Origin of the sequence: Chelativorans salis, from assembly GCF_025336525.1 — a bacterium.
Lineage (GTDB): Bacteria > Pseudomonadota > Alphaproteobacteria > Rhizobiales > Rhizobiaceae > Chelativorans > Chelativorans salis.
Map to the genome: position 1 here is coordinate 1 of NZ_JAOCZP010000017.1, position 23,184 is coordinate 23,184.

Below are 23,184 nucleotides of genomic sequence, written 5' to 3' on the forward strand. Positions count from 1 at the left end.
CGCGCTCCAGTCCACTGAGAGGCCGGATCGGAGTGGGAAGTGAACTTCGGCTTTACCGGGCTGGCCGCCCCAAAGGCCGCATCATCCAGCGTTTCCAGACATTCCTTGACCGCGCGTGGCGCATCGGAAGGATCGATCCTGTCAGGCGTCCATTCCGATTGCGGCGAGGAGTTCCGCCGGTTGGTATCGGCCCGGATCAGGCTCGCATCGGCCGCGAGGCGCTGCCCGCTCACCAGCCCTTCCTCAAGACAACATGCCAGGACTGTCTCGAAGACGTGCCGCAACAGATCGCTTTCCCGGAACCGACCATGGCGGTTCTTCGAGAAAGTTGAATGGTCCGGAATCTGATCGGTCAGATCGAGGCGGCAAAACCAGCGGTAAGCCAGGTTGAGGTGCACCTCTTCGCACAGCCGCCGCTCCGACCGGATGCCCATCGTGTAACCGACCAGCAGCATCCGGATCATCAGTTCCGGATCGACTGAAGGACGGCCTGTCGAACTGTAAAACGGAGCCAGATGCTTGCGAAGGTCGGACAAGTCAACAAACCGCTCGATCGAACGCAGCAGGTGATCCTTCGGGACATGATCCTCAATCGAGAACTCGTAGAATAGCGCTCCTTGCGCCTCCTGCCTCGGTCCCATCATCGCAATCAATCCCCGATGCCAATACGGAAATTGAATCAGTCATCAGGCAGCAAAACAACCGGAGTTTTTCAACGGAATAAGCCCAAAGCCGACCGTAACACGAGCGGGGCAGCACGACGCTTGCAATGTCGGTTGAAAGCGGGCATGAGACATCCGGTATTTCGCCTCAAACGGGAATTCTGGACTCTGCCGAGCACCAGCCTGTTTGCTTGAGTAGACTTGGCCTCAAAGCTTTTGCGATCTCGCGCAGGTGCTCCACGCCCGTGCCGCAGCAGCCTCCGAAGATGTCCATATGCGGGTAGCGGGTATGCAAGTCGCTTAGCTGCGTTGCAAGTTCGACCGGGTTTCCGTCCTCAAGATGGTTCAGTTTGCACAGTGCCATTTTTTCCATCTTCGACGCGTTTGGTCGCACGCCACGCAGTCGCCTGGTCCACGCGCCATCATCGAGCGCAGGCTCGTATTCCAACGGATGAGAACAGTTCACCAGGTAGTAGTCGGGCGCATCAAGCCCGGTTTGCGCATCGATGTTAGTGATTGCTTCGCCAAGAGTTGGGCCGGACTTGAGGCGACGGGTCCTATCAAGCGTTAGCGCAACTGAGAGCGGAACGCCGATGCGCGCAGCGGCGCGTGCGGCGCCGACGGCCTCCGGGATGTTGTTGAAGGTCATTGCGCAGGCAAAGTCCACCTGCGCCCGTTTCAGCGTTTCAAGCTGAACTGCGTGATAATCCTCGGCACTTTCGGCGGTTATATCGCGGTTCAGCCCGTAGGCGTCGCCGCGCGGGCCCAGGAATCCCCCGATCAAAAGGCTTGGGATCTGGTCGCGGTAGTGGTCTGCGATCTCCCGCAGAAAGGCGATGGCCGCGATGTTGGCATCCGCCAGCGCCGTCGCCGAATAGCCCAGTTTGGCGCCCCAGTCCGGGCTCGCTCGATAGTCGAGCCCAGATAATAGGAAACCAAGGCCGAACTCAGCTGCCACATCCAGTTGTGCGCGGAACATGTCGCGCATGGCGGTGACGGCGCTTGGGATGTCAAGCAATGGGAACAGGGCGAATTCGGGCAGTTCGAACCCATGACGATACATGATTTCGGTTTCGGACCCGCCTTCGGTAAAGAAGATTGTGCCCGACCCGGCTACGGGAAGTGGTGACGGCGCGCGCATATCAAGCTCCCGGTGCGATGTTCTGGTTGAAGCGGAACCGATTTTCCGGGTCGTACTTCGTCTTGATGTCCACGAGACGCCGGTAATTCGATCCAAAACTGGTGCGCGTCAGCGCGGCGCCGTCTTCGCCGTGGCCGGGGAAGTTGAGATAGACGCGGCCGTGATGGCCGAAGCGCTCCGACGCCTTCCAGCCATCGCGGGCCCAGGCAATGTTCGCGGCATCTTCGCCAGGATCGGACCAGACACCGTCCAGTGAATACATCCAACCCATGGACCGGTCGCCGAAAGCCGTGGCCTCGGCCGGGACCTGCGCCGTCGCCCCACCGAAATTCCACAGGGATGACAGCGTATTGTCAGAAGGGGCAGCCTTGGCGTTCTGCATTGCAAGATCGATCATCTCGTCGCTCAGGCCGGTCAGATACCGCGCTTTCCAGTAGCAGCGGAAATCGCCTGACGGCATCAACGTGTCGAAGAGCTGCTGAACATCGCAATAGGCCATCCGACCGGAAAAATCGGCGACCATGGTGCCGAGTTCGCGCAAGGGCTGAAGCAGGGCTTCGCCTTCCGCGGCATCGCCGTTGTAGACGCAAGCCAGCGTATAGACGCGCTTTCCCCGATACTTTTCGGGAAAATCCTCGCCGCCGGCAGTGGAGAACTCGCAGAGCGATCCGACACGATCACCATGCCTGGCCAGAAATTCGCGCCATGCGCGGATCGGGCCGGGACCGTCGTCGAGGGCATATATGGGGGCCGCGAACATCACTTCAGAACCGATGGGGTGAAGCGCGAATTCGAGCCGAACGACGACCCCGAAGTTACCGCCCCCGCCCTTGAGCGCCCAGAGCAGGTCGGGGTTTTCATCTTCACTGGCACGGACGAGTGCGCCATCTGCCGTGACCACATCTGCCGCGATCAGATTGTCGACCGAAAGTCCGTGCTTGGCGCGCAGCCATCCGATCCCGCCGGACAGGGTCAACCCGGCCACGCCGGTCTCCGAGATGAGACCGCCGGGCGTCGCAAGGCCATGCGCCTGGCTGGCCTTGTCGACATCGCGCCACAGGGCGCCACCTTCAACGACAGCGACGCGCCCCCCGGCATCGACCGTAACGCCGCGCATAAGCGACAGGTCGATCATGACGCCTTCGTCGCAGACTGCGTGACCCGCCACATCGTGGCCGCCGCCACGGATGGCTATGGGCAAATCCTGCGCCACAGCCAACGATACGGCCGCTATCACATCATCTACGTTCTTGCAGCGTGCGATAAGCGCCGGGCGCCGGTCGATCATGGCGTTCCAGACCATTCTCGCCTCGTCGAACCCCGGGTCGCCGGGTAGAAACATCTCTCCGCCAAAATCTTCGGTGGCTGGATTAAAGGCCGTTCTCAGATCGCCCATTTCAAAACTCCTTTGCAGCGTTGCGATGGAGCTACGGCGATCTCAGCGGTCGGGGCAGTGGCGATTTGGTCATGAACGGGTCATACTGGACAGGCGACCGAGGCATACGCGCCAAAACCGCGCCAAAGGAGCCAGAGGACCGCTGTGAGCAGTTCGAAAAAGCCATTGATCGTGTTGCTGGCGGAGCCAGAAACCTCGGCCTCGGTCCTCTACGGCCTCTATGACGTCTTGCTATCGGCCGGGGCTGTATACACCGACATGGTCGCCGGCATGCCGGGCCAGGAATTGCTGGAGGTCAAGATCGCCTCGGCGGACGGCAAGGCGTTTCACTGTTTGGGCAATATCCCGGTCGAGCCGCACGCAGCCATCGACGATCTGGACAAGGCGGACGCCGTGATCGTCTGCGACATGTACACGTCGATCCATGATGTGCCCACGGGCCGCTACCCACGGGAGGTGGCCTGGCTGAAGAGGCTCCATCGAGATGGGGCGCTCATCTGCTCGGTTTGTTCCGGGGCTCTCCTGATCGCGGAAACCGGCCTCTTGGACGGGCATGGGGCGACGGCTCATTGGGCCTATCGAAACATGTTCCAGCGCCACTATCCCAAAATCGCATTTCGCAACGAGTCCGTCCTTTGTCTGGAGGCGGAAGGCGACCGCATCGTGACCGCAGGCGGGGTCAGCGCCTGGCACGATCTGGCGGTCTATCTGATCGCCAGGTACTGCGGATATCGGCAAGCGATCGAGACGGCGAAAGTGTACCTGATCAGCGGGCATTCCGAAGGCCAGTCCCCCTATGCGGTGATGACCCGTCCAATGGCGTCGGAAGACGGGCCGATCTCGGATTGCCAGACCTGGATCGCCGACAACTACGCATTGGCCAAGCCGGTGGAGCGAATGGTGGCGCGATCCGGTCTGAATGCGCGCACCTTTTCGCGCCGGTTCAAGGCGGCCACGGGCTTTGCACCGATAGAATACGTGCAGGCATTGCGAATCGAAGAGGCGAAGCAAATGTTGGAGACTGACACTCTGTCGGTCGACGAGGTCGGCGCTTCGGTCGGATATGACGACTCGGCTTCTTTTCGCAGGGTCTTCAAGCGTGGCGTGGGATTGTCGCCGTCTGCCTACAGGAAGAAGTTCCAGCGTATCGCGCAGATCGCCAAACCGCTTGAGGACCATTAATTTCGCATTGTGCCACGCAGCAAACCGCGCCTCGCCCTCTGTCATGTCCACGGGTCGCGGTCGGGGCCGCAAGCGCCTGTCCGGTTCCGGGTCGATTTGAGCGGTAAGCGGTCGTTCCGTTACCGCCCCTAATTCAGCTGTTCCGAACTGGCCACGCCCCTTGGCCGCCGATCGTCCGGAGCGCGCAGCTTCCCCAGGCCTTCCCATTTCGACAAGCCTAATTGACGGGAAAGAGCGGATCGATCGTCATTGTCTGCTCTCCGGCGCGTAATGGAGGATGACAACACCTGACTTGAGCGTCCTCGTCTCCAGATGCTTCAGGGGTATCCGGTTCGCGCCGCCCTTGAAGAGCGGCGTGCCTCTCCCGAGAATGACGGGGTTGATCCCGAGGTGATACTCGTCGATCAGGCCGTGCTCCATCAGGGTCGCCGTGAGGTCGGCGCTGCCGAACACGAAGATGTCTCCGCCGTCCCTGGTCTTCAGCTTGGAGACTTCTTCCGCCACATCGCCGTTGAAGAGCTTCGTATTGTTCCAGTCGGCGCTTTTCAGCGTGCGCGAGAAAACCACCTTCTCGATCTTGTTCATGAAGTCCGCGATCCAGCCTTGCTCGGACGGCCAAATGCCGGCCATGAATTCGTAGGTCACGCGGCCGAAGACAAGCGTATCGGCGTTTTCCTGGGTCTCACGAATGTAATTCTCGAGTTCTTCCTCGAAGACGAACCAGCTGATGTCCCTGTCCGGACCTTCGAAGAAGCCGTCGACGGTCACCATGTCCCATATGATCAGTTTTCTCATAGAACCTTCCTCTTCGTGTATCCCTTTGTGAATTCTCGGCCCTATCCGGCGAAGCGGAAGCGCATGCTGGCGATCTGCCCCGCTTCTAAGACCTCGGTCTTGTCCAGCCTGACCGGCTGCATGCCCTTTTGAGCGAAGAGGCGGAAGCCGTCGCCGACGAGGACGGGCGCGACATGGATGATGACCTCGTCCACAAGCCCTAATTCTGGCCGGCGGGACGTCGCACCATTTCAGCGGGATGCGACGAAGCGTTCCAGTTTGCCCAGAGTTTGCATTCCCAGTTCCTCGGCATTGAAGCCCTTCGCCTCTTGGAACTCGGCAGCGGTGCTGAACACCATGCCCAGCGTTACCTTCGTCGCCCCGTCCCGATCCTCGAACGAGGCCCAGGCGTCGGCATGTTTCGGCCCGTTTTCGCCCCATAGCAGCGTATAGCCGATCCTCTCCTCGGGCAGGACCTCGTGATAGAGATGGTGGTTCGGGAAGACCGTGCCGTCGGGCGCGATCATGTCGAATACCCATTCGCCGCCCGTTCGCAAGTCGATCCTCTTCGTGCGACAGGAGAAGCCTTCCGGCCCCCACCATTGCGGCAGCGTTTCAGGGTTCATCCACGCGCCCCACACGATGGATCGCGGCGCCTGAATCACCCGCTGCAGCACCATGGTCCGTTCAGCCGCGCCCGCGAGGTTGTCCAGACCGGCGCCGAAGCCCTCCCGATAGCCTGCCTCCATGTCTTCCGCCAGCGAGGAAAGCTGCACCGTCACGACCAACCGGCTGCGCTCGTCCGCACCTTCGAAATCGGCTGTCACCAGCGCGACCGATTGCGTCATGCCTTCGGACGAGATCACCTCGTAGTTCACGCTGTGCATCTCCGGCTGCAGCACGAGCCAGCCGCACTCGCAGCGGATGTCCGGATGGCCATCGACCTTGCAGAGCGAGACCTCGCGGCCGCCCACCCTGGTGTCGGCCTCCAGGAACTCCACGGTGACCGAGGGCGATGGCGCAGCCCAGATCGCCCGCGCGGCCGGGGCCGTCCATGCCTCCCACAGCACGGCCAATGGGGCGGCAACGTCCCGGTCGAAGGTGAGCGTGGCAAAGCGGTCGTTCCTGTCGTCCGGCGCCGCGCGGGCCATGCCGCTTGAATCCGGGTTCCGCGTCATTCTTTGCGCTCCTTCATCACATCCATCACAAATGCATCCAACCGGTCGAGTCGGGCTTCCCAGATGGCCCGCTGCTCGTCGAGCCATGTCCGCGCCGGCTCCAGAGCCTCGGGCACGATGGCGCAGGTGCGTATCCGCCCGTCCTTGGACGTGGTGATCAATCCTGCCTCCTCCAGCACGGAAAGGTGCCGCATCACCGTGGGCAGCCGTAGTCCCGTGGGCCCGGCCAGATCCGTTACCCGCGCAGGTGTTTCGGCGAGCCGGGTCAGGATCGACCGGCGGGTCGGATCAGCGAGCGCGTGGAAGAGCAGCGAGAGATCAGGATCATGCTTAGCCATGTCACTAACTATCGCTCGACTTGCCGGTGGCCGCAAGCAAAAACTTCGTCAAGTCGCTAAGTTTTTTCCGCCCAAGCGCGCCGAATTCTTGGAGCAGGCGGCTTCCGTTGCCGAGTCCGCTGAGAGGTTACTCGCAGTTATGCGAGCGCACGCCGATGCCTGCAATCGAAGACAAATTCCTGAAGCCGCCAGTCCGCTTCCCACCATGCCTCGCCGTTTATGGCCACTCCAATTTGGGCCGAAAGCGGCACGTTCCGCTGAGCACGCTACCGCAACAAAAAGGAACCTGCAGTTCCGACCCAAAGCGGCAATTGGCAATGGAAGGGATGCTCGAAAGCAGACCGACCAACGTTCATGATTCCTCTGAGAGACCGGAAGGTAGCTCCTCGATGCGACCCTGGTTACAGCAAGCCGACTTTGGGGAACGGCCCGATTTTGTCGCCGCCTCGCACCGCACCTGCTGGAATACTATCAGGGCCAATGGGTGAGGCAGTCGCTCAAGCCGCCTGCTCCCGCAGTGTCGGGAGCCGCTTCGCCATTCTTACGCAGGCGAAGCGGGTTTGGTTTGACAAACACACCGCCATGGCTTCTTCGGCTCGATAACCGAGATGCTCGTAGAGGGCGACGCCGGAGAGGGTTGCCGTGAGATGGAGGGTCTGGATGCCATGCTCCACTGCGTCCCGCTCTACCCGCAGCATGATCGCCGATGCGACACCGCGGCGCGTGGCGGCAGGATCCACGAACACGCTGCGGACGGTTGGCCTGTCGGCGGTTTGTCCGCCGGTCCCCAGCCCATTGGCGTAGCCCGGCCTTAAGCGGGTCCAGCCGCCGCTGCCGAGGATCGCGCCGCGATCGTTTTCAGCCACGAAGAAATGGCCCTCGTCCACAATGGCGTCGTCCATGGTGCCGAATTCGGTCAGGAAGCTTGCCAACGCTCCCGCTTCGTAGAAGTCGCCGCCAAGAACCCACATCGAGCGCTCCTGCATGGCCCGGATTGCAGCAATATCGGCCGGACGGGCATTCCGGATGATGTACCCGCGCATGGTTGTATTTTTCGACATGATCGATTCCTAAACAGGCTCTTGGCCTCGGCTCGCGCGTCGCGCGTATCGCTTTGGCTGATGCGGATTCGGCGAGATGCGCGCTGCAGGCGGCTTCGTCCGTGAATGCAGCTAAAGACGTATGTCGACGATAGGGACGCCGGCGAAGTGTACGGCCCCGGCAAATGCAATCAGCAGAATGAGCGCCAGGATCAGCGCCGTCGCGGCACCAAGGGCCGCCAGATGCGTCTCGCTGCCCCTTGTCGCCAGCTGTTTTGGGCTGTCGCATGGCGGGTGCACCGGCGCTTGGCTGTCGGTTCCCGCCACGACCGCGAATGCGATCCCGGACCTGGACAGACCGATGTCCTTCAACTGATGGTCGGAAAGCATATGCAGCGTGTACTGCTTTGGTGCCCGGCGGCTCCGGTGAAATCCCTTCATCGGAATTCTCCTTGGTTGAGCTTGAGCTGGAGACGCCGGTCACCGCGGGGCGCAATCGCGAAGACGAAGGGCCCTCGCGATTGCGCCGCGCGCGGTTCGCATACGTGCTCCGGCTGCTACAGACGATCAAGAACGAGCAGTGCTTCGTTGCCGAGCCAGGCCTTCTTGAAGGCTGCTTCCGCCTCGGACGCATCCTCGCTGCCGGCTGCAGCCTTGGCCTTGAGCAGGCCCCAGAGCGCCCAGCCGTTGCGCGGCGATTCCGCAAGCGCCTTTTCGAACGCCGCGACGGCTTCATCGGCGCGGCCCTGCTGCAGGAGAACGGCGCCGAGCGTCTGCCGGACGGGATAGTACCAGAGGGGCGGCTCCATGTAGGAGATGCCGTCCTGCAGGCGGATCGCCTCGGTGAGATGCTGCTCGGCGGCGGCATAGTCACTCCGCGCCCCCGCGATGCGGGCTTCCACCACGTGCCTGGCGATGCCGAGCACGTCCGTGGCAGGCAGGTACTGATCCTCCAGCCCGCTCAGATCGGCCTCGTCGATCAGCCGGCCGACGGCGTCGGCTTCGGCAGACGCCGCCTCGAGGTCTCCCTTGAAGGCAAGAGCGACGCCGCGGGCGTAATGCCAGTAGCCTTTCACGAAGGGGAAGCGGTCGCCGGGGTCGGCAAGCGCGAGGATCGTGTCCGGGTCGCTGAACTGGGCATGGGCGCTGAAGGGAGCCGTCTTGATCGCCTGCACCCAGGCCAGTTCCTGCGAGACTTCGTCGGAGGTGATTTCCGCCAGCTTTTCCGCCGCGCCGACCACATCCTCCTTCACGCCGGCCATCTGGGCCGAAACCATGAGGAAGTGGACGTTGTGCGGGTAGTAGCCGAAGCGGTAGAGCGGGCTTGCCGCGTCGCCGGCCTGCGCGAGGAAGGCCTCATCCGCCGCGATGGCGTTGTGATTGACGGCGATGGAATCCCCGTGGCGGCCGATCCGCACATAGAGGTGTGCCGGCATATGAGTGAGGTGCCCCGCCGCCGGTGCCGCGCCGCGCAGGCGGTCGGCGACGGCCTCAGCGCGGCCCGGTTCGGCCGAGGCCTCGACGGCATGGATGTAGAGGTGCGCCGCCCCGAGATGGTCCGGATCGAGATCGAGCGTACGCTCGAGCACCGCGACAATCTCGCCGCCGCGGCCCTTGGGCGTCACCCCGTCGGCCTCCCAATAATCCCAGGGCTGCAGGTTCATCAGCGCCTCGGCATGGAGCACCAGCACGTCCGCGTCGTCGGGATAGGCCTTGGCCACCTCGCCCAACGCGTCGGCCCAGGCCTGATCGAGGGGCGGGCGGCTTGCCATTAGATTCGCGCCATAGCGCCTGGAAAGAGCCTCGATCAGCGCCCTCTCCTTGGGGGTGGCCTTCTCCGTGAGCGCCAAGGCGCGGTCGATCGCCTCCCGCGCAGGCACCGCCGCCTCGTCGCGCATGGCGTCGTTGATGTTGGGACCGAGCACGAATGCCTCGCCCCAGAAGCACATGGCGCATTCCGGATCGAGCTGCTGGGCCTCCTGGAACGAGCGCCGCGCCTCGGCGTGGTTGAAGCCCCAGGCGAGCCGCAGGCCCTGGTCGAAATAGGCTTGGGCCTCTGCGCTTTTCGTCGTGACCGGCATCGACATGGTGCCGAGCCCTTCGTAGAGCGGCGGGCGTCCGGACGCCGCCTCGCCGGCCTTTCCGGCGGCGTAGCTCACCCCCGGGTTGAACAGTTCCGTCTTCGTCTGCTCGTGCGCCGCTGCAGTCACGGCAAGCATAGAGGTGGCCAGCATCAGCGAACTGGCCAAGATATGGCGGGATTTCTTCGTATTCATTTTCTCTTCCTTTCAGGCATGGTTCTCCCATTGCCGGTGCGCTTGCCGCGCCGGCTCGATGGGCTTTGGCTTGTCGGTTTCGGTTAAGTTCGGTGTACCTGAGCGGTGCTTGAGCAGTCTCTGACCATCAGCACCGCGTCACCGTCGCTGTCGTGAAGAGACCGATGTGGGACGACGGGCCGCCTCGCGATCTCCTGGAAGCCGCGCTTGCGGTAAAATTCGAACGCGGTCTCGTTGCGCTCGAAGCAGATCAGAGAGACGCGCGGCAGGCCTCTCGAACGCGCAACGGCATAGACGTGGTCCATCAACTCGCCGCCGATCCCCCGGCCACGGTAGCGATCGTGGACGGCCAGTCCGGAAACGTAGAGCGAGCCAGGATCCTCCAGCTCCGCATAGGGCCGCAGAACCGGATCGGTCTCTTCGACGCCGCTGGCGTCCGCCTCCATTGGGAAGGCGTGCACCATGCCGGCGATCCTGTAGCCGCGCACTGCGACGAGGCAATTCTCGAAGGAAAAGGCGGTGTTGGTACGCGCATAGCGGGCCGTGCCGATCTCCTCCAGCGACAGGCCTTGCATATCCATCTTGCTCCAGATGTAGGCCGCGAGCCCATCCGAGGAGATCAGGAAAAGGCGGGCGATTTCACCGGCTTCTTCCTGTAGTGCCGGGCGAATGCAATCGCGCGGCATGAGGGCGGTCAGTGGATAAGACATGTTCGTCGTCCTCGGATTGCGATCTCAGGCCGCTTCCAGGCAACTGAGGCATATCTGCTCGATGTGGCGGTGGTCGGTGCCGCAGCATCCGCCGAACACCGAAAGATGAGGCAGCATCCGACGCAGGCGCGTGTAGTCCCGTGCCAGCTCGACCGGATCGCCGGGGTCGAGTACGTCCGAATTGTCGAGCTCGGCGTGACTCTTGCGCGAGGCGTTGGCGCGGATGCCGCGAATGCGCGAGCGCCATGCTCCTTCGCCAAGCGCGTCGGCGAAGTGATCGGGATGGGCGCAGTTGACCATGTAGTAGACCGGCGCCGCACCGGTGGCTTCGTCCACCTTCTCGATCGCTTCGCCAAGCGCCTCGCCGGAGGGCAGCCGTCCATCGGTCTCTGTGGTGAACGCGATGGCGACGGGCATCCCGGCGGTGCGTGCTGCGCGCACCACGCCGATCGCCTCGCCGGTGTGGGTCATTGTAACCGCGGCAACCATGTCCGCGGCTGTGTCGGCGAAGGTGCGGATCTGGTGGCCGTGATACTCCTCCGCCTCGTCCGGGCTGAGCTGCGTTTCCGGCGCGTAGCCATCGCCGTGGGGGCCGATATTGCCGGAGATCACGATCGGAGCGCCCGTTTGAGCTTCGCGCCGCAATTCCTCCATCAACTCGATTGCCGAGCGGTTGAAGGATTCGATTGTGCGGGCATCGTGGCCCAGCTTCGCGCCCCAGTCGCGCGAGCAGCGCCAGGTGGGACTTTCCAGAATAAAGCCGACGCCACGCTCCTCGGCGATCTTGAGGTAATCGCGATAATAGCTCTTTACCGCCTCCCGCCCGGTTTTGTTGTCGAGCAGGACGTATGATGCGAAGAGAGGGAGGTCGAAGCCCCGCTGAAAGATCAACGAAGTCTCGATACCGCCATCGGTCAGGAAAAGGCTGCCGCTCAACTGCGGCAGACGGTGTCTGTAGTCACTCACTGGTGTTTCCTCTAATACTGAAGGGACGCTCAGGCTATTCTGAGAACCCGCTGCCGTTCACCGACGTCTGCATTTGATGTCGCAGTGCCCATGGCACCTCGGTACGGCGCGGAAATAGACGTAGCGCCTCTCGTGCGGGAGAGGCAAAATAGCCGGAACCGTGCGAGTTGAGCCAAACAGAGGGACAAATAGTCGGTGCCCAAGCGCGTCAGCATCGTGGTCTTTCGGGAATGCGATCCTTCGATCATCTACGGCGTCTTCGATACGCTGTGGGCGGCAGGGAGATTTCTCAAGAATTCGGCCGGGCAGCCGCTGTTCGAGCCGAGCATCATCGCGGCAGAGCACGGGCCGCTGGAGCTCATCACCGGCGTCAGCATCATTCCGCAGGCCTCGATCGAGGACATTGAGCAGACGGACATCGTGTTCGTGCCGAACGTGATCGTCTTCACGCCGGAGGAGCTTCATGCCCTCGATCGCCGGCTCATCGCCTGGGTCGCCAAGATGCACCGGCAGGGTGCGGTAATCTGCTCCGCCTGCGGCGGCTCCCTGGTGTTGGCCGCAGCCGGGCTGCTTTCGGGGCGCGAGACGACGACGCATTGGAGCCATGTGCCCGTGTTCCGCCGCGAGTTTCCCGACGTGAAGCTGCACGAGGACCGCATCCTGGTGCAGACCGGGGAAGGCCACAGCATCATCTCCTGCGGCGGCGCCTCGTCATGGCAGGACCTCTCGCTCCTCCTCATCGCCCGTTATGGGAGCGGAGAGGAAGCGATCCGCATTTCCAGGCTGTTCCTCTACCAGTGGCACCGCGACGGGCAGCTCCCCTATGCCTCCATGGCCGTCAACGTCGTCCACGGCGACGCCGTCATCCTCAAATGCCAGACCTGGCTTGCGGGCAATTACGACCGCGCGGACATCATCCCCGAGGTGACACGCCTATCGGGCCTGCCCAAGCGTACATTCGACCGCCGCTTCAAGGCGGTCACCGGCTACTCGCCGCTTGCCTATGTCCAGGCTTTGCGCATCGAGGAGGCGAAGCAGATGCTCGAGACCGGCTCCGCACCTGTGGACGCGATCGGCCGCGAAGTGGGGTACGAGGATGCTTCCTCCTTCAGTCGCCTGTTCCGGCGCCTGACCGGCATATCGCCCGGCGACTACCGCCGCCGATTCAGGATTCCCGAATATGCTCGGCCGCGTTCCCTGGACACGCGACCTAGTGGAGCAATGAAAGGATCAGCGAAGGTCTGACCTCACAGATGTCCCTGTTTCTATGCCAAGTAAGCCGCGCTTTCATGTAACCTCTGACGTTGCCCTCAGTCTTTATCCAGTTTGGAGTTCGTGTCCGGCGTTGGTGGTGCCTGATGGGCGGGTGAAGCGACGGGCACTGGCGCGGAGCCTTTCACATTGCGCAGCGCAGATGACCGTCGCGGATTGAAGGTCTGTGCGACCTCGTCTGGTGTCTGCCATCCGATCTGGGAGTGAGGCCGCGCGCTGTTGTAGTCTGTTCGCCGCCCTTCGCGCCTGAGCATCACGAGCAAACGTCGATAGCCGAACCGGCGACGCTCCTGCGCGACCGCCTTCATCCGCTCGCGCAGATCGCGATCGTCGGGCCTGCCGGGCCGCCACGTAGCGCGAAGCATCGCCGCCGGGATTCCCACAGGCACGATGGCGCGGATGAAGGTTGGCCGGTTTGACAGCGCCATTGGTCTCATCGACCAAGATCAGGCCCAACAACAGGCAGAACAAGAGTACGTTAATGGTCTCGAACCGCATCCTTCTCGATTGCGGCATGGTAAAGGAGTGGCTGACCTACGCGGGCTCCGTGCCATCGTAGAAAGGGCAGGCTATGATGGTCCCGGGGAAGGTCGAAACAGAGATCTCTCAGAGGCACGCCGCAGCCAAGAGGCTCTGTGCCGCCGGAGGAGTATCGCCCTCCAGTTGCGCAGCCAGCAGTTCGCCGGTCGTGGGGCCGAGGGTGAAACCATGATGGCCATGGCCGAAATCGAACCAGAGCCCCTTATGCCGCGGCGCAGGCCCCACAAGCGGCAGCATATCCGGCCGGAAGGGCCGATGTCCGTGCCAAAGCTTACCTTCGGCGCTCATATCTGCGGCCAAAAGCTCACCAGCCGCGCGCAAGGCCCGGTCGAGCTGGCGGCGCGATTGCGGCCGGTCTTGACGGACGAATTCGGCGCCGGTGGTCAGGCGCAGGCCGTCGCGCATCGACGACATGACATATCCATGTTCAGCATCAAGATATGGCCGACTGAGCTCGGGGGTGTTCGAGACATGGGTGTGATAACCCCGCATCAGCAGCATCCGGACGCGGTAGCCGAACCGTGACAGCAAGGGTCCCGACCACGGGCCGAGTGCGATAACCGCATGTTGGGCGTCGACGGGCCCCGTGCAGGTGTCGACACGCCACCCCGTGCCCGCGCGTTCCAGCGTTTGCGCATCGCCCTGGAGTAGCCGCCCGCCACGATTCTGGAACAGCTGGGCATAGGACGTGACCAGCCCGCCCGGATCGCTGCAGCTCCAGCTGTCGCCCCAGATAAGCGCGCCGGCCATCTCGCCTGCGATAGCCGGTTCCTCGGGCGCCAATTCCGTGCTGTCGAGCGCGCGCAGGCGCAGGCTATAGCGGGTGGCCTTTTTCTCCGCGCGTGCGTAGGCGGCGTCGAAGGCTCGCGCCGTGCGGTAAATTTCCCCCAGCCCAGTGCGGCGGACCAGATTGTCTGCTCCCGCTGCCTCGATCAGGGACCCGTGATCGGAAAGGACGCGTGTGATGAGCTGCGCGTAGGTCTTGGAAATCCGCGCGTGCCGCTCGGGCGCGGAGGCGCGGAAATAGGCCAGAAGGGCCGGCGCGATGCCGGGAAGATCGCGCAGCGACCAGACCACATCGTTGCTGCGCCCCAGGGCGTAGCGGAGCAATGTCGGCAGGTCGCGGGGCATCGCATAGGGCTCCATCGCTTCCGCCTGCAACACGCCCGCATTGCCGAAACTGGTCTCCTCGCCCGGGCCGCGTCGGTCCACCACGGTGACCGCATGGCCGCGCGCCTGGAGCGCCAGCGCCGCTCCGATGCCGACCATGCCGGCGCCAAGAACAAGAATTTCGGCCATTGCCGCCCTACTGGTTGCGATCGCGTGCAATCACGGTGATCTCGACCTTCGCATCGAGCATCAGAAAGACCCCCACCGTTGTTCGCACCGGATAGGGTTGCGGGAACGCGGCGGCATACACCTCGTTGAAGATCGGGAAGTCAGCGGCATCGGTGAGATAGCAGGTGCAGGAGAGAACGTCCGAGAGGTCCAGCCCCTCCTTGGCGAGCGTCGCCTTGATATTCGCGATGCAGTTTTCGGTTTGGGCGCGGATGCCGTCCGGGATCTTGCCGTGGGCGTCGAAACCCAGCTCGCCCGAGAGATAGAGTGTCGCGCCGTCACGGCGAAGTTTTGAAAGCGGGATATTCATTGTGTTTCCGTTTCTGTCTTGGTTGTCGCCGCGGCGGGTTCGGCCCAACGCGCGGCGAGGTGAACCAAGATAAGGATCATAGCCAGTGGCACGGCTGCAACGATCCAGACCATCTGGATGCCTAATGTGTCGGCGGTTAGCCCAGCCTGCCGGACGAGATATCCTTTTGAGAAGCCGCCGCGCAGGCCCACGAAGCAGAAATAGACGACCGGAAGGGTGAAGGTCAGGATCGCCAGCGACTGGACCGCCTCTGCCAGCACGCCCAAGAGCGCCGGCGGTGCTGGAAAGACGCTTTGCAAAAGCACAGCGTCGCTGCGCGTCTTGAAGGAAAGCGTGGCGCCCAGAAGCCCGGTCCAGACCATCATGTAGCGCGCAATATCCTCTGTCCAGACGGGCGGCGAGGCAAAGACATAGCGTGCGACGACCTGGATCATCAACGTGACGAACATCACGCAGAGCGCCAGAACCGCAACGCTGCGTGCGGCTGTATGCACTCCGTTCGAGAGGCTGGTGATCATCCGACGCATCCGGGAAATCTCCTATTGGCCTGGGGCGGGGCCGCAATCTCTGTGCGGCCTGCTGTATCACCACCACCTCAGCGCGTGCGGTCCGACAGCGAGGTCCAGGCAGCCACATCTTCCTCCGACAGGAGATCGGAATTGTAAACCGCGGTTGAGCGTTCGCGGAAGATGTCGCGCTCTTCGTCGGTGAGGCGCTGCACCGTCACGCCCGCATCTTCCAGTGCTGTGAGCGAGCTTTCCGACGCCTCAGCCAGCCAGTCGCGCGTGGCCGCATCGGCATGTTCGACAGCGGCGTCGACGGCAGCGCGGTCGGCCTCCGACAGCCCGTCATACCATTGTTTCGAGGCCAGCACGGCGCGCAGCGGGATAATGACGCCAGCATCCGAGAAATGCTTCACAAAATCGGTCTGGCCAAACATGATCGGCACGAAGGCTGAGTTGAGATAGCCGTCGATCACCCCGGTTTGCAGGCCCGCGGGCACCTCACCCCAGGGCACGATTGTGCCTTTGGTACCCCAGGCCTCGTACATGGCGATCTGCGCGTCGTCGAGGGCGCGCATCCGCAAGGCGCCCATGTCTTCGGGTTTGCGCACCGCGGTATCCGTCGTGATGATGCCCGAGGACGGACCGAGCGGGACCAGCGCCAGCAGCACTGCATCCTGTTTCGCCAGCGCAGCGTTGACCGATGCAAAGACATCGCCTTCGGCCAGCGCGCGGTCCATGTGGGCGACATCGTTGAAGATATAGGGCAGGCGGACGCCGTAAATAAAGGGCTCGATCGAGGCCACCGTGCGCACATCCGACAGAGACACTTCCAGCAGGCCAGTCGAGATCTGATCGAGCTTCTCGCCTTCTTCGCCGACCGAGCCGCGCGGCATTTCGCGCACCTCCATCCCGGCGTCCTTCAGCGCGCTGCCGAAGGCGTGGGCCCAGTTGTAGGAGCCGGAGGTTTCAAGATCCGGCTTGGTGTCCAGCGCGATCTTGACCTCGGCTACAGCTGGGCTCGCAAGAGCCATCAGGGTTGCCAGGGTAAGGGCCTTGAGTTGCATGTTGATCTCCTCCATTCAGAACTCAGTTGACGGCGAAGCCGGACAGGCGTGGCAGGGTGAGGCTGATGTCAGGCCAATAGGCCAGAGCCAGCAACACCAGCATCTGCACGGCGATGAAAGGCAGCGCAGCATAGGCCAGCCGCCAGTAATTGGTCTCGGTCATGGCTGAAACGACAACCAGGCATTTACCCAGGGGCGGGGTGATCAGGCCGATGCACAGGTTGAAGCAGAGCACGATGCCCAGATGAACCGGGTCGATCCCTTGCTGCAGCGCCTGCGGGACAAAGAGCGGGATCAGCAGTGTCATGGCCACCGGGGTATCCATGAACATACCGGCGACCAGAAAGATAAGAAGGAGGAAGAACAGATAGCGGGTGCCGGTCAGCCCGATGCTCTCCACCCAGGCCGACAGAGCTTGCGGCCAGCCCATCTGGCCGGCGAGAAAGCCCAGGATCGAGATTGCGGCCAGGATGATGAAGATCGTGCCGGTCATCCGCGCGGTTGTTTCCAGCGCGTCGAAAAGGGTGCGTGCGGAGAGGCCGTCGTAGAACTGCCCGGCGATCAGCGCCACCAGCACGGCGATTGCCGAACCTTCAGTCGGCGTGGCCAGACCGAAAACGAGCGAACCGAGGATGACGACGGGCAGGCAAAGCGCAGGCAGGGCTTTCCTCAGGCTGGGCCAGAACGGCGGCAGATCGGTGCCGGCGCCGCCCGGATATTTCCGGACATGTGCGATCACGCCGTTCAGCACCATCAGCGCCGCGGCCAGAAGCAGCCCCGGTAGAATGCCCGCAATAAACAGCGCGGCGACCGATGCGCCGGTCAGCCCGCCATAGATGATCATGATGATCGAGGGCGGGATGATCGGCCCGATCATCGATGAGGCCGCCGTCACCGCACCGGCATAGTAGCGGGTATATCCGCGCGCCACCATCTCGGGCACGAAGATGCGCGACAGCGCGGCGCTATCTGCCACCGCAGAGCCCGATATGCCGGCGAAAAAGATGCTGGTGAGGATATTGACGTGCCCCAAACCGCCGCGAAACCGTCCGACCAGCGCCAGGGAAAAGTTGATCAGGCTGCGTGTGACACCGGCGCGCGACATGATCTCGGCCGTGAGGATGAAGAGCGGCATCGCCATGAAGGCAAAGACATCGAGCTGCGCAAATATGCGCTGCGGCATGATCGAGAGAAACTGCGCTCTATCTGCCAGAATGAACGACAGAACCGATACCGCCCCCATCAGATAGGCAAAAGCCGTGCCGGTGATCAGCATCAGGATGAAAGCGGCAAGAACGATCAACATGCGCTCATCCTCAGACCGCCGTGCCAACTGGATCGGGCCGGGCTGTTCCGGCACTCGAACTCTCAAGCGGATGCGTTGCAATTCCGCGGAGGTCGACCGGGGGTGGAACGATTTTCGTCAGGTCCGGCTTGACCGGCGCCATTGCAGGATCACGCGCGAGCAGGGCTTCGATTGCCCGCGCCGCGCGCAGCAGAGCCCGATCGTCGCGTAAGGGTCCCAGCAGTTGCAGGCCGAAGGGAAGGCCATCGTTGAGGGTCCCCGCAGGCAGCGTGATCGCGGGGCCGCCCATCAGCGAACCGCGATAGGTCAGCGCCAGCCAGCGGTAATAGATGTCCATTTTCTGCCCGTCGATCTCTTCCGGATAGGACTGCTCCCACGGGAAGGCCGGTATCGGCGCGGTCGGCAGCAGAAGAATGTCGAAATCGGCCATTCGTTTGTTGAAGGCGCGCAGGATGCGGGTCTGTTCCAGGTGGGCCCAGGCGCGATCGTGAAAGCTCAGGCGGCGGCCCAACTCGACATTCGCGGCCACATGAGGGCCGAATTGCTCGACCGCCCCATCTCCTGTGAGATCGAAGGCGGCAACAAAGCTTTCGGCCCGCAGGATATCGAAACAGCGGTCCATCTCGCCGAGATCCAAGTATACCGGACGGCATGAAGCGACATGCGGAGCAATGGCCGCCACCCGCTCGCGGAAAGCAGAGCGCACCCGGCGGTCGACCGGCGCACCGCCGAAATCTTCGCTGAAGCAAATGTGCAGCTGATCCAGCGAAACCGGCGACAGATTGTCGAAGCGCGCGGGATCAGCAGGCGAGGAAAGCGGATCGCCCGCCTCAAATCCGTGGATCGTCTGCAGCATCAGCAACAGATCGTCCATATTCCGTGCCATCGGCCCAAGCACCGAAATGACCGACCAGCCCACGGGCCGGGTCGGATGTGCCACCACATCTGCCGAGGGCCGGTAGCCCAACACTCCACAGAACGCTGCTGGCAGGCGAAGCGACCCGCCCGTATCCGAACCGGTGCAGAGCGGTACCAGGGACGCCGCCAAGGCTGCGGCCGAGCCGCCGGAGGACCCGCCCGCTGTCAGGCGCGGGTCGTACGGGTTGCCAGTGGCACCCCAGACCGGGTTGCGCGTGTTGCCGCCGGCACCGAATTCCGGCACGTTCGTTTTGGCCAGAACGATGGCCCCGGCCCGGCGCAGCCGCGCCACCATCGGCGCATCGCGCTTGGCCATATTGCTGCGGAAAAGCGGGTTTCCCTGAGTGGTCGGCAAGCCCTCCGCGTCTTGCAGGTCCTTCACCCCGATGGGCAAACCGTCCAGCGGCCCCATGGGCGCGCCCTCCCTCCAGCGCTGCGTGGACCGGCTGGCTTCCGCAATGGCGCGCTCAGTGCAAAAAGAGGTCAACGCGTTGATCGATGGATTAAGGCGCGATATGCGCTCACGGCAGGCTTCGAGAAGCTCGCCCGGGGTGAACTCTGCTTTTGCAAACCCTTCGATCAGCCGGGTTGCAGACATTTCGGGCAAAGAGACTGTGGCTATCGCTGCTATCCGGCAAAGCGCCGGCCCCTCAGATATTTTTCATTCCCTCCACGGTAGCTGGGAAGACCGGCGGTGAATATTTACTTATTCCTTCAGAATCATAACCAAAATGAATGGTCTAAGCGCTGCGCGCTTGGTCAAGGCACCGCATGAACAGATCAAACGAGCTGTTGGTCTCGGATTGGCCGGTGCGCCAGAAGCAGCGCACCTCAGACAGGAACTCGCGGGTGTCGAGCGGCAAGATAACGAGCTCACCGCGGCTTGCGTGAACCCGGGCAAGGCTTTGTGGAAACAGCCCCAAGGCGGGCATTTCCCGCATGACTCCAATACTGAGTGGTAGCGAGGCTGAGGCGATGAGGTTGACCGGCGGGGCAAAGCCGAACTCGGCAAACAGCGCCTCCACGGCACGGCGCGCCACCGAATTCGCCAATGGCAGCAGCCAAGGCCATTCCCTCGCTTCCGACCATTCCAGCGTAGTCGCCGCTGCCAGGGGATGTCCGTGTCCGGCAACGACAACGACCTGTTCCTGAAACAAGGACTTCTGTTCGATCCCCGGCAGTTCCTGAGGGTGCCAGACGCGGGCGATGAGAACATCGATCGCACCGCTCTCAAGTAGCGGGAACAGGGAAACGAAATGCCCCTCGGTCACCGAAATGCTGGCTTCGGGCGCGCTGCGCTTCATCAGCGCGATCGTGCGGGGCAAAAGGATTGGCGCCACCGAACTGACCACGCCTATCGAGACTGCCCCGGTCACGCCCTGCGCCATGGCGTTTAGATCAAAGGCCGCACGGTCGATCTGTGCCAGCACCTGCCGCGCATGATCGGCAAGCCGTCGGCCCACAGGTGTGAGATAGAGCCGGTTGCGGTCGCGTGTCACGATCGGCGTCTCGACGAGCCGCTCCAATTCGCTGATCTGCTTTGAGACCGACGGCTGTGTCACGTTTAGCGAGTCGGCGACTTTTGCCACCAGACCAAACTCAGCGAGCGCCGCAATGATGCGCAGATGCCGAAGGGTTAGTGACTTTGTCAGTTGCTCTGAATTCATGTTCCCTCGTGCGCTCTGGGAATACCGGCCGCCTTTGACACACGATCTACGTCGTCCAAGGGTCTGCGCAATCATTCCTTTCGGGAATAACACTTCTGGTGCATGTAGTAGCTAAGAACACCGTCTGACCTGCGTAGGCACCGAGGTTAATTCGGATCAAACGAGATGACCTCCCTAAGTGTATCCATCCGGTGAGGATTGCGGGCGTCCTGGAAGATTATCGCTCGGATACGCGATCAGCGTCGTGCGACAAGCTCGGCCTGTGCTCGCTATCGAGAAGATAGACGATCCCGGATCATGCTTTGATATTCCGGCGCGCTCGCTTCTCAGCCATTGTTCGAGGTCGGCGACCAATGGAAGAATCTTGAAGCGCTGGCGCGCCTCAAGGCGGGTCTCGATGCTTTGCCCGTTGACCGCGCGCTCGACCTCGAACGGCGCATCGATCCGCCGGCGCAACACCACGCGGAGGATCGGTAAGCAGTGAAAGTTCCGCTTCGCCGCGATGCAGCCGCTCAAGCCGGACATCGAGCGCCTGCTTTCGGGGGAAATCGCAGAAAGGGTGATCGCGTCCGAGACGGCGGCGGCAGCCGAATGTCTGCTATCGGGCCGTTCATCCCAGAAACCGACCCGCTTTCGGCCCCCATCGCGATCACCCACACTGATATGGGTTGCGAGGTGATTTGAACCCGCAAGCTAAGTCATTGATCTTTGATGATGCAAAAGATGAGCGAAATTGGCCCGACTTGGCTAATCGCTTGCTCAAACTGGATCATTTTAGCTGTTCCTGGCTGCGGGGGCGTGCAACCGTCGATATCAGCAGGGCCTTTTCCAGGCAGCGGCATGATGGGCGGTTTCCGGTCTCCAGGCAATACGCATCTCCATCGCCATCTCCGCGTCTGGCTCCAATATGCGCAGCCCCGGCATGCCCTGCTGATTGAACGCATCCACGGCGTGCGTGACAGGCTCGAAACAGAAGAAGTCCGCATTCGCATCAGGCGAGAAGACGATAGCAACGTCCATGTCCGGTGCGGTGATCTCGACGGACAGGCCCAGATCCGGTTGGAGAACGGTCGCACTGCCCCGCCAGCCGATATAGGCGTTGTTGATCCAGCTTTGCGGAAGTGCGCGCAGGCGCCGGAAATCGAAATCCGCCGCCTCCTCGATTGGCCGTTGTTCGGTGGGCAGATGACGCGCGTCCTCCAGCCACACATGCGTCGCATCGAATGCAAGACCCGTCCCGTCACGGCGCGGAAACCACGGGTGGAATCCACCGCCGAAGGGCAGGCGCGAGCCGGTGTTGATCACCCTCACCCGCGCAAGCAAAGTTCCCTTCTCGAGAGCGTAAGTCAGCTCGGCAGCGTAGCGAAAGGGACCAATACCGCCATCCGGCAAGGAAAGCGTGGCGGACGTGCCGGTGGCGGCCAGAACCTCCCATTCGCGCAGGAACGCATCGCCATGAACGGGGAACTCCTGCCCGTCGATGTTGCACGGAACTGCGTGAAACGCTTCGTCGAAGACAAACCCGCCACCAGATATGCGGTTCGAAAAAGGTATGAGAACGTTGTTGGCCAGTCCGAAGACGTTTGCGCCCGGCTTTGCACTTCGCAGCACCGAAACGAGGCCACCTGCAAGCTTTGCGTCGAAACCGACCAGGCCGCCTCCCAGAGCCGGCGCGACCGTCACCTGGCTGCGTGCGTCACCGAGTTCCAGGAGCCTTGCCACCTTGCCATCCCCCGTCGACACCGATGTTCTGCCCGGTGATCAGATCCGCCGCCGGTGAAACGAGAAACGCCACCAGCCGGGCCACTCCTCAAGCTGGAGCCGCGTCTTCATGCACTGCTGCCATTTCTCTCGCGCCGATATCACCTCTCGTCGTTGCGCCGCGCGATGACCTTCGACAGATCGTCGCTGGCCACGGCGATCAGCCCCGTCATCAAGCGCCGGGCCTCCGCGGGCCGGCGCATGCGGATTGCCTCGAGCACCTCGCCATGCATGTCGAGCGTCGCGGCGTAGTTCTCCGATGCCGACGTCGTGAGACGGAAGGCATGGCGCAGGGCCGATCCTATGACCGACCCGAAATTCATGAAAACGGCATTGCGGCTGGCTGTCAGCACGGCAAGGTGGAAGGCCTCGTCCGCCTTGACGCTGGCATCGATGTCCTCGGGCGACGCCCGCCGCATCTCGTCATAGGCGGCTTCGATCCTGCCGAGATCCTGGCCCGTGGCCCGCTCCGCCGCCAGGCCCGCCGCCGCCGGCTCGATCACCTGCCGCGCCTCGTTGAGGCCGCGAATGAAGTCGAAATCCGGCTCCAGCTCCTCCCGCCATGCCAGAAGCTCCGGATCGAGCTGGTTCCAGTGCTCGGCCGGCAGGACGACCGTTCCCGTGCGCGTGCGGCTTTCGATCAGCCCCTTGCCCGCCAGCGTGCGGATGGATTCCCTCAGCGCCGTGCGGCTGACGGCCAGAGATTCGCCGAGTAGAGATTCGGCCGGCAGTTTCTGACCCGGCTGCAATTCCCCCGACAGTATCCGCTTGGCCAGCGTGCTCGTCACATGGTCGCGCGGGCGCGCCCGATCCTGTCCATTGGCCGAAAGCCTCGCCAT

26 protein-coding genes are annotated in these 23,184 nt (G+C 62.7%); 2 read left to right on the forward strand and 24 right to left on the reverse strand.

Annotated features, from left to right (window positions below; all coding sequences use genetic code 11):
• From N5A92_RS26920 to N5A92_RS26930, 3 genes are all read right to left on the reverse strand, one after another.
• A partial coding sequence (locus N5A92_RS26920; RefSeq protein ID WP_260907684.1) for a transposase occupies window positions 1–644 on the reverse strand: 644 nt, incomplete at its 3' end.
• Window positions 645–810: 166 nt separating this feature from the next.
• On the reverse strand, window positions 811–1,803 hold the full coding sequence (locus N5A92_RS26925) for a homocysteine S-methyltransferase family protein (protein WP_260907685.1): 993 nt from the start codon (window positions 1,801–1,803) through the stop codon (window positions 811–813).
• A gap of 1 nt (window position 1,804) precedes the next feature.
• The gene (locus N5A92_RS26930; protein ID WP_260907686.1) at window positions 1,805–3,199 is read right to left on the reverse strand and encodes an FAD-binding oxidoreductase; all 1,395 of its coding nucleotides are present in this window, start codon (window positions 3,197–3,199) and stop codon (window positions 1,805–1,807) included.
• 171 nt (window positions 3,200–3,370) lie between these two features.
• Here N5A92_RS26930 and N5A92_RS26935 point away from each other — a divergent pair, with 171 nt between their 5' ends.
• Window positions 3,371–4,381 (forward strand): GlxA family transcriptional regulator, encoded by a 1,011-nt coding sequence (locus N5A92_RS26935; RefSeq protein WP_260907722.1) that lies wholly within the window; start codon window positions 3,371–3,373, stop codon window positions 4,379–4,381.
• A gap of 246 nt (window positions 4,382–4,627) precedes the next feature.
• Here the strand turns inward: N5A92_RS26935 and N5A92_RS26940 are convergent, their stop codons facing one another.
• From N5A92_RS26940 to N5A92_RS26980, 9 genes are all read right to left on the reverse strand, one after another.
• Entirely contained in the window at window positions 4,628–5,176 is a 549-nt protein-coding gene (locus N5A92_RS26940) for a dihydrofolate reductase family protein (RefSeq protein ID WP_260907688.1), read from the reverse strand.
• Between the two features lie 41 nt (window positions 5,177–5,217).
• Entirely contained in the window at window positions 5,218–5,370 is a 153-nt protein-coding gene (locus N5A92_RS26945) for a dihydrofolate reductase family protein (protein WP_260907689.1), read from the reverse strand.
• 36 nt (window positions 5,371–5,406) lie between these two features.
• Window positions 5,407–6,333, reverse strand: coding sequence for an SRPBCC family protein (locus N5A92_RS26950; RefSeq protein ID WP_260907690.1), 927 nt, complete (start codon window positions 6,331–6,333; stop codon window positions 5,407–5,409).
• On the reverse strand, window positions 6,330–6,671 hold the full coding sequence (locus tag N5A92_RS26955) for an ArsR/SmtB family transcription factor (protein ID WP_260907691.1): 342 nt from the start codon (window positions 6,669–6,671) through the stop codon (window positions 6,330–6,332). The genes N5A92_RS26950 and N5A92_RS26955 overlap by 4 nt, the downstream gene beginning before the upstream one ends.
• 497 nt (window positions 6,672–7,168) lie before the next feature.
• Window positions 7,169–7,732, reverse strand: a complete 564-nt coding sequence (locus tag N5A92_RS26960; protein WP_260907692.1) for a GNAT family N-acetyltransferase — start codon at window positions 7,730–7,732, stop codon at window positions 7,169–7,171.
• Between the two features lie 111 nt (window positions 7,733–7,843).
• Complete coding sequence (locus tag N5A92_RS26965) at window positions 7,844–8,152, reverse strand: DUF1127 domain-containing protein (protein ID WP_260907693.1); 309 nt, start codon at window positions 8,150–8,152, stop codon at window positions 7,844–7,846.
• A gap of 116 nt (window positions 8,153–8,268) precedes the next feature.
• Window positions 8,269–9,987 carry a tetratricopeptide repeat protein gene (locus N5A92_RS26970; protein ID WP_260907694.1) on the reverse strand — a complete coding sequence of 573 codons (1,719 nt, stop codon included), beginning with the start codon at window positions 9,985–9,987 and terminating at the stop codon, window positions 8,269–8,271.
• 83 nt (window positions 9,988–10,070) lie between these two features.
• Window positions 10,071–10,697 carry a GNAT family N-acetyltransferase gene (locus tag N5A92_RS26975; protein WP_260907695.1) on the reverse strand — a complete coding sequence of 209 codons (627 nt, stop codon included), beginning with the start codon at window positions 10,695–10,697 and terminating at the stop codon, window positions 10,071–10,073.
• Window positions 10,698–10,721: 24 nt separating this feature from the next.
• Complete coding sequence (locus tag N5A92_RS26980; RefSeq protein WP_260907696.1) at window positions 10,722–11,663, reverse strand: homocysteine S-methyltransferase family protein; 942 nt, start codon at window positions 11,661–11,663, stop codon at window positions 10,722–10,724.
• 195 nt (window positions 11,664–11,858) lie between these two features.
• Between N5A92_RS26980 and N5A92_RS26985 the strand changes: the two genes are divergently transcribed.
• On the forward strand, window positions 11,859–12,908 hold the full coding sequence (locus N5A92_RS26985) for a GlxA family transcriptional regulator (protein WP_260907698.1): 1,050 nt from the start codon (window positions 11,859–11,861) through the stop codon (window positions 12,906–12,908).
• 65 nt (window positions 12,909–12,973) lie between these two features.
• On the opposite strand, the gene N5A92_RS27630 is transcribed toward N5A92_RS26985, so the two are convergent.
• The 12 genes from N5A92_RS27630 to N5A92_RS27045 all read right to left on the reverse strand — a co-directional run bounded on the left by N5A92_RS27630 (window position 12,974) and on the right by N5A92_RS27045 (window position 23,184).
• Window positions 12,974–13,363, reverse strand: coding sequence for a hypothetical protein (locus N5A92_RS27630; protein WP_425248658.1), 390 nt, complete (start codon window positions 13,361–13,363; stop codon window positions 12,974–12,976).
• A 178-nt stretch (window positions 13,364–13,541) separates the two neighbouring features.
• The gene (locus tag N5A92_RS26995; RefSeq protein ID WP_260907700.1) at window positions 13,542–14,774 is read right to left on the reverse strand and encodes an NAD(P)/FAD-dependent oxidoreductase; all 1,233 of its coding nucleotides are present in this window, start codon (window positions 14,772–14,774) and stop codon (window positions 13,542–13,544) included.
• Window positions 14,775–14,781: 7 nt separating this feature from the next.
• Window positions 14,782–15,123 carry a RidA family protein gene (locus N5A92_RS27000; protein ID WP_260907702.1) on the reverse strand — a complete coding sequence of 114 codons (342 nt, stop codon included), beginning with the start codon at window positions 15,121–15,123 and terminating at the stop codon, window positions 14,782–14,784.
• A complete protein-coding gene (locus N5A92_RS27005; RefSeq protein WP_260907704.1) occupies window positions 15,120–15,650 on the reverse strand; it encodes a TRAP transporter small permease in 531 nt (176 codons plus the stop codon). The genes N5A92_RS27000 and N5A92_RS27005 overlap by 4 nt, the downstream gene beginning before the upstream one ends.
• A 68-nt stretch (window positions 15,651–15,718) precedes the next feature.
• On the reverse strand, window positions 15,719–16,693 hold the full coding sequence (locus N5A92_RS27010) for a TRAP transporter substrate-binding protein (protein WP_260907705.1): 975 nt from the start codon (window positions 16,691–16,693) through the stop codon (window positions 15,719–15,721).
• 22 nt (window positions 16,694–16,715) lie between these two features.
• Window positions 16,716–17,999, reverse strand: a complete 1,284-nt coding sequence (locus N5A92_RS27015; RefSeq protein ID WP_260907706.1) for a TRAP transporter large permease — start codon at window positions 17,997–17,999, stop codon at window positions 16,716–16,718.
• 10 nt (window positions 18,000–18,009) lie between these two features.
• On the reverse strand, window positions 18,010–19,515 hold the full coding sequence (locus N5A92_RS27020) for an amidase (protein WP_260907723.1): 1,506 nt from the start codon (window positions 19,513–19,515) through the stop codon (window positions 18,010–18,012).
• A 142-nt stretch (window positions 19,516–19,657) separates the two neighbouring features.
• Window positions 19,658–20,659 carry a LysR family transcriptional regulator gene (locus N5A92_RS27025; RefSeq protein ID WP_260907708.1) on the reverse strand — a complete coding sequence of 334 codons (1,002 nt, stop codon included), beginning with the start codon at window positions 20,657–20,659 and terminating at the stop codon, window positions 19,658–19,660.
• A 99-nt stretch (window positions 20,660–20,758) separates the two neighbouring features.
• Window positions 20,759–21,109 carry a hypothetical protein gene (locus N5A92_RS27030; protein ID WP_260907710.1) on the reverse strand — a complete coding sequence of 117 codons (351 nt, stop codon included), beginning with the start codon at window positions 21,107–21,109 and terminating at the stop codon, window positions 20,759–20,761.
• A gap of 288 nt (window positions 21,110–21,397) precedes the next feature.
• Entirely contained in the window at window positions 21,398–22,327 is a 930-nt protein-coding gene (locus N5A92_RS27035) for an aldose 1-epimerase (RefSeq protein ID WP_260907712.1), read from the reverse strand.
• Window positions 22,281–22,391, reverse strand: a complete 111-nt coding sequence (locus N5A92_RS27040; RefSeq protein WP_425248657.1) for a hypothetical protein — start codon at window positions 22,389–22,391, stop codon at window positions 22,281–22,283. Before N5A92_RS27040 ends, N5A92_RS27035 begins: the two co-directional genes overlap by 47 nt.
• Window positions 22,392–22,446: 55 nt before the next feature.
• On the reverse strand, window positions 22,447–23,184 hold the full coding sequence (locus N5A92_RS27045) for a FadR/GntR family transcriptional regulator (RefSeq protein WP_260907714.1): 738 nt from the start codon (window positions 23,182–23,184) through the stop codon (window positions 22,447–22,449).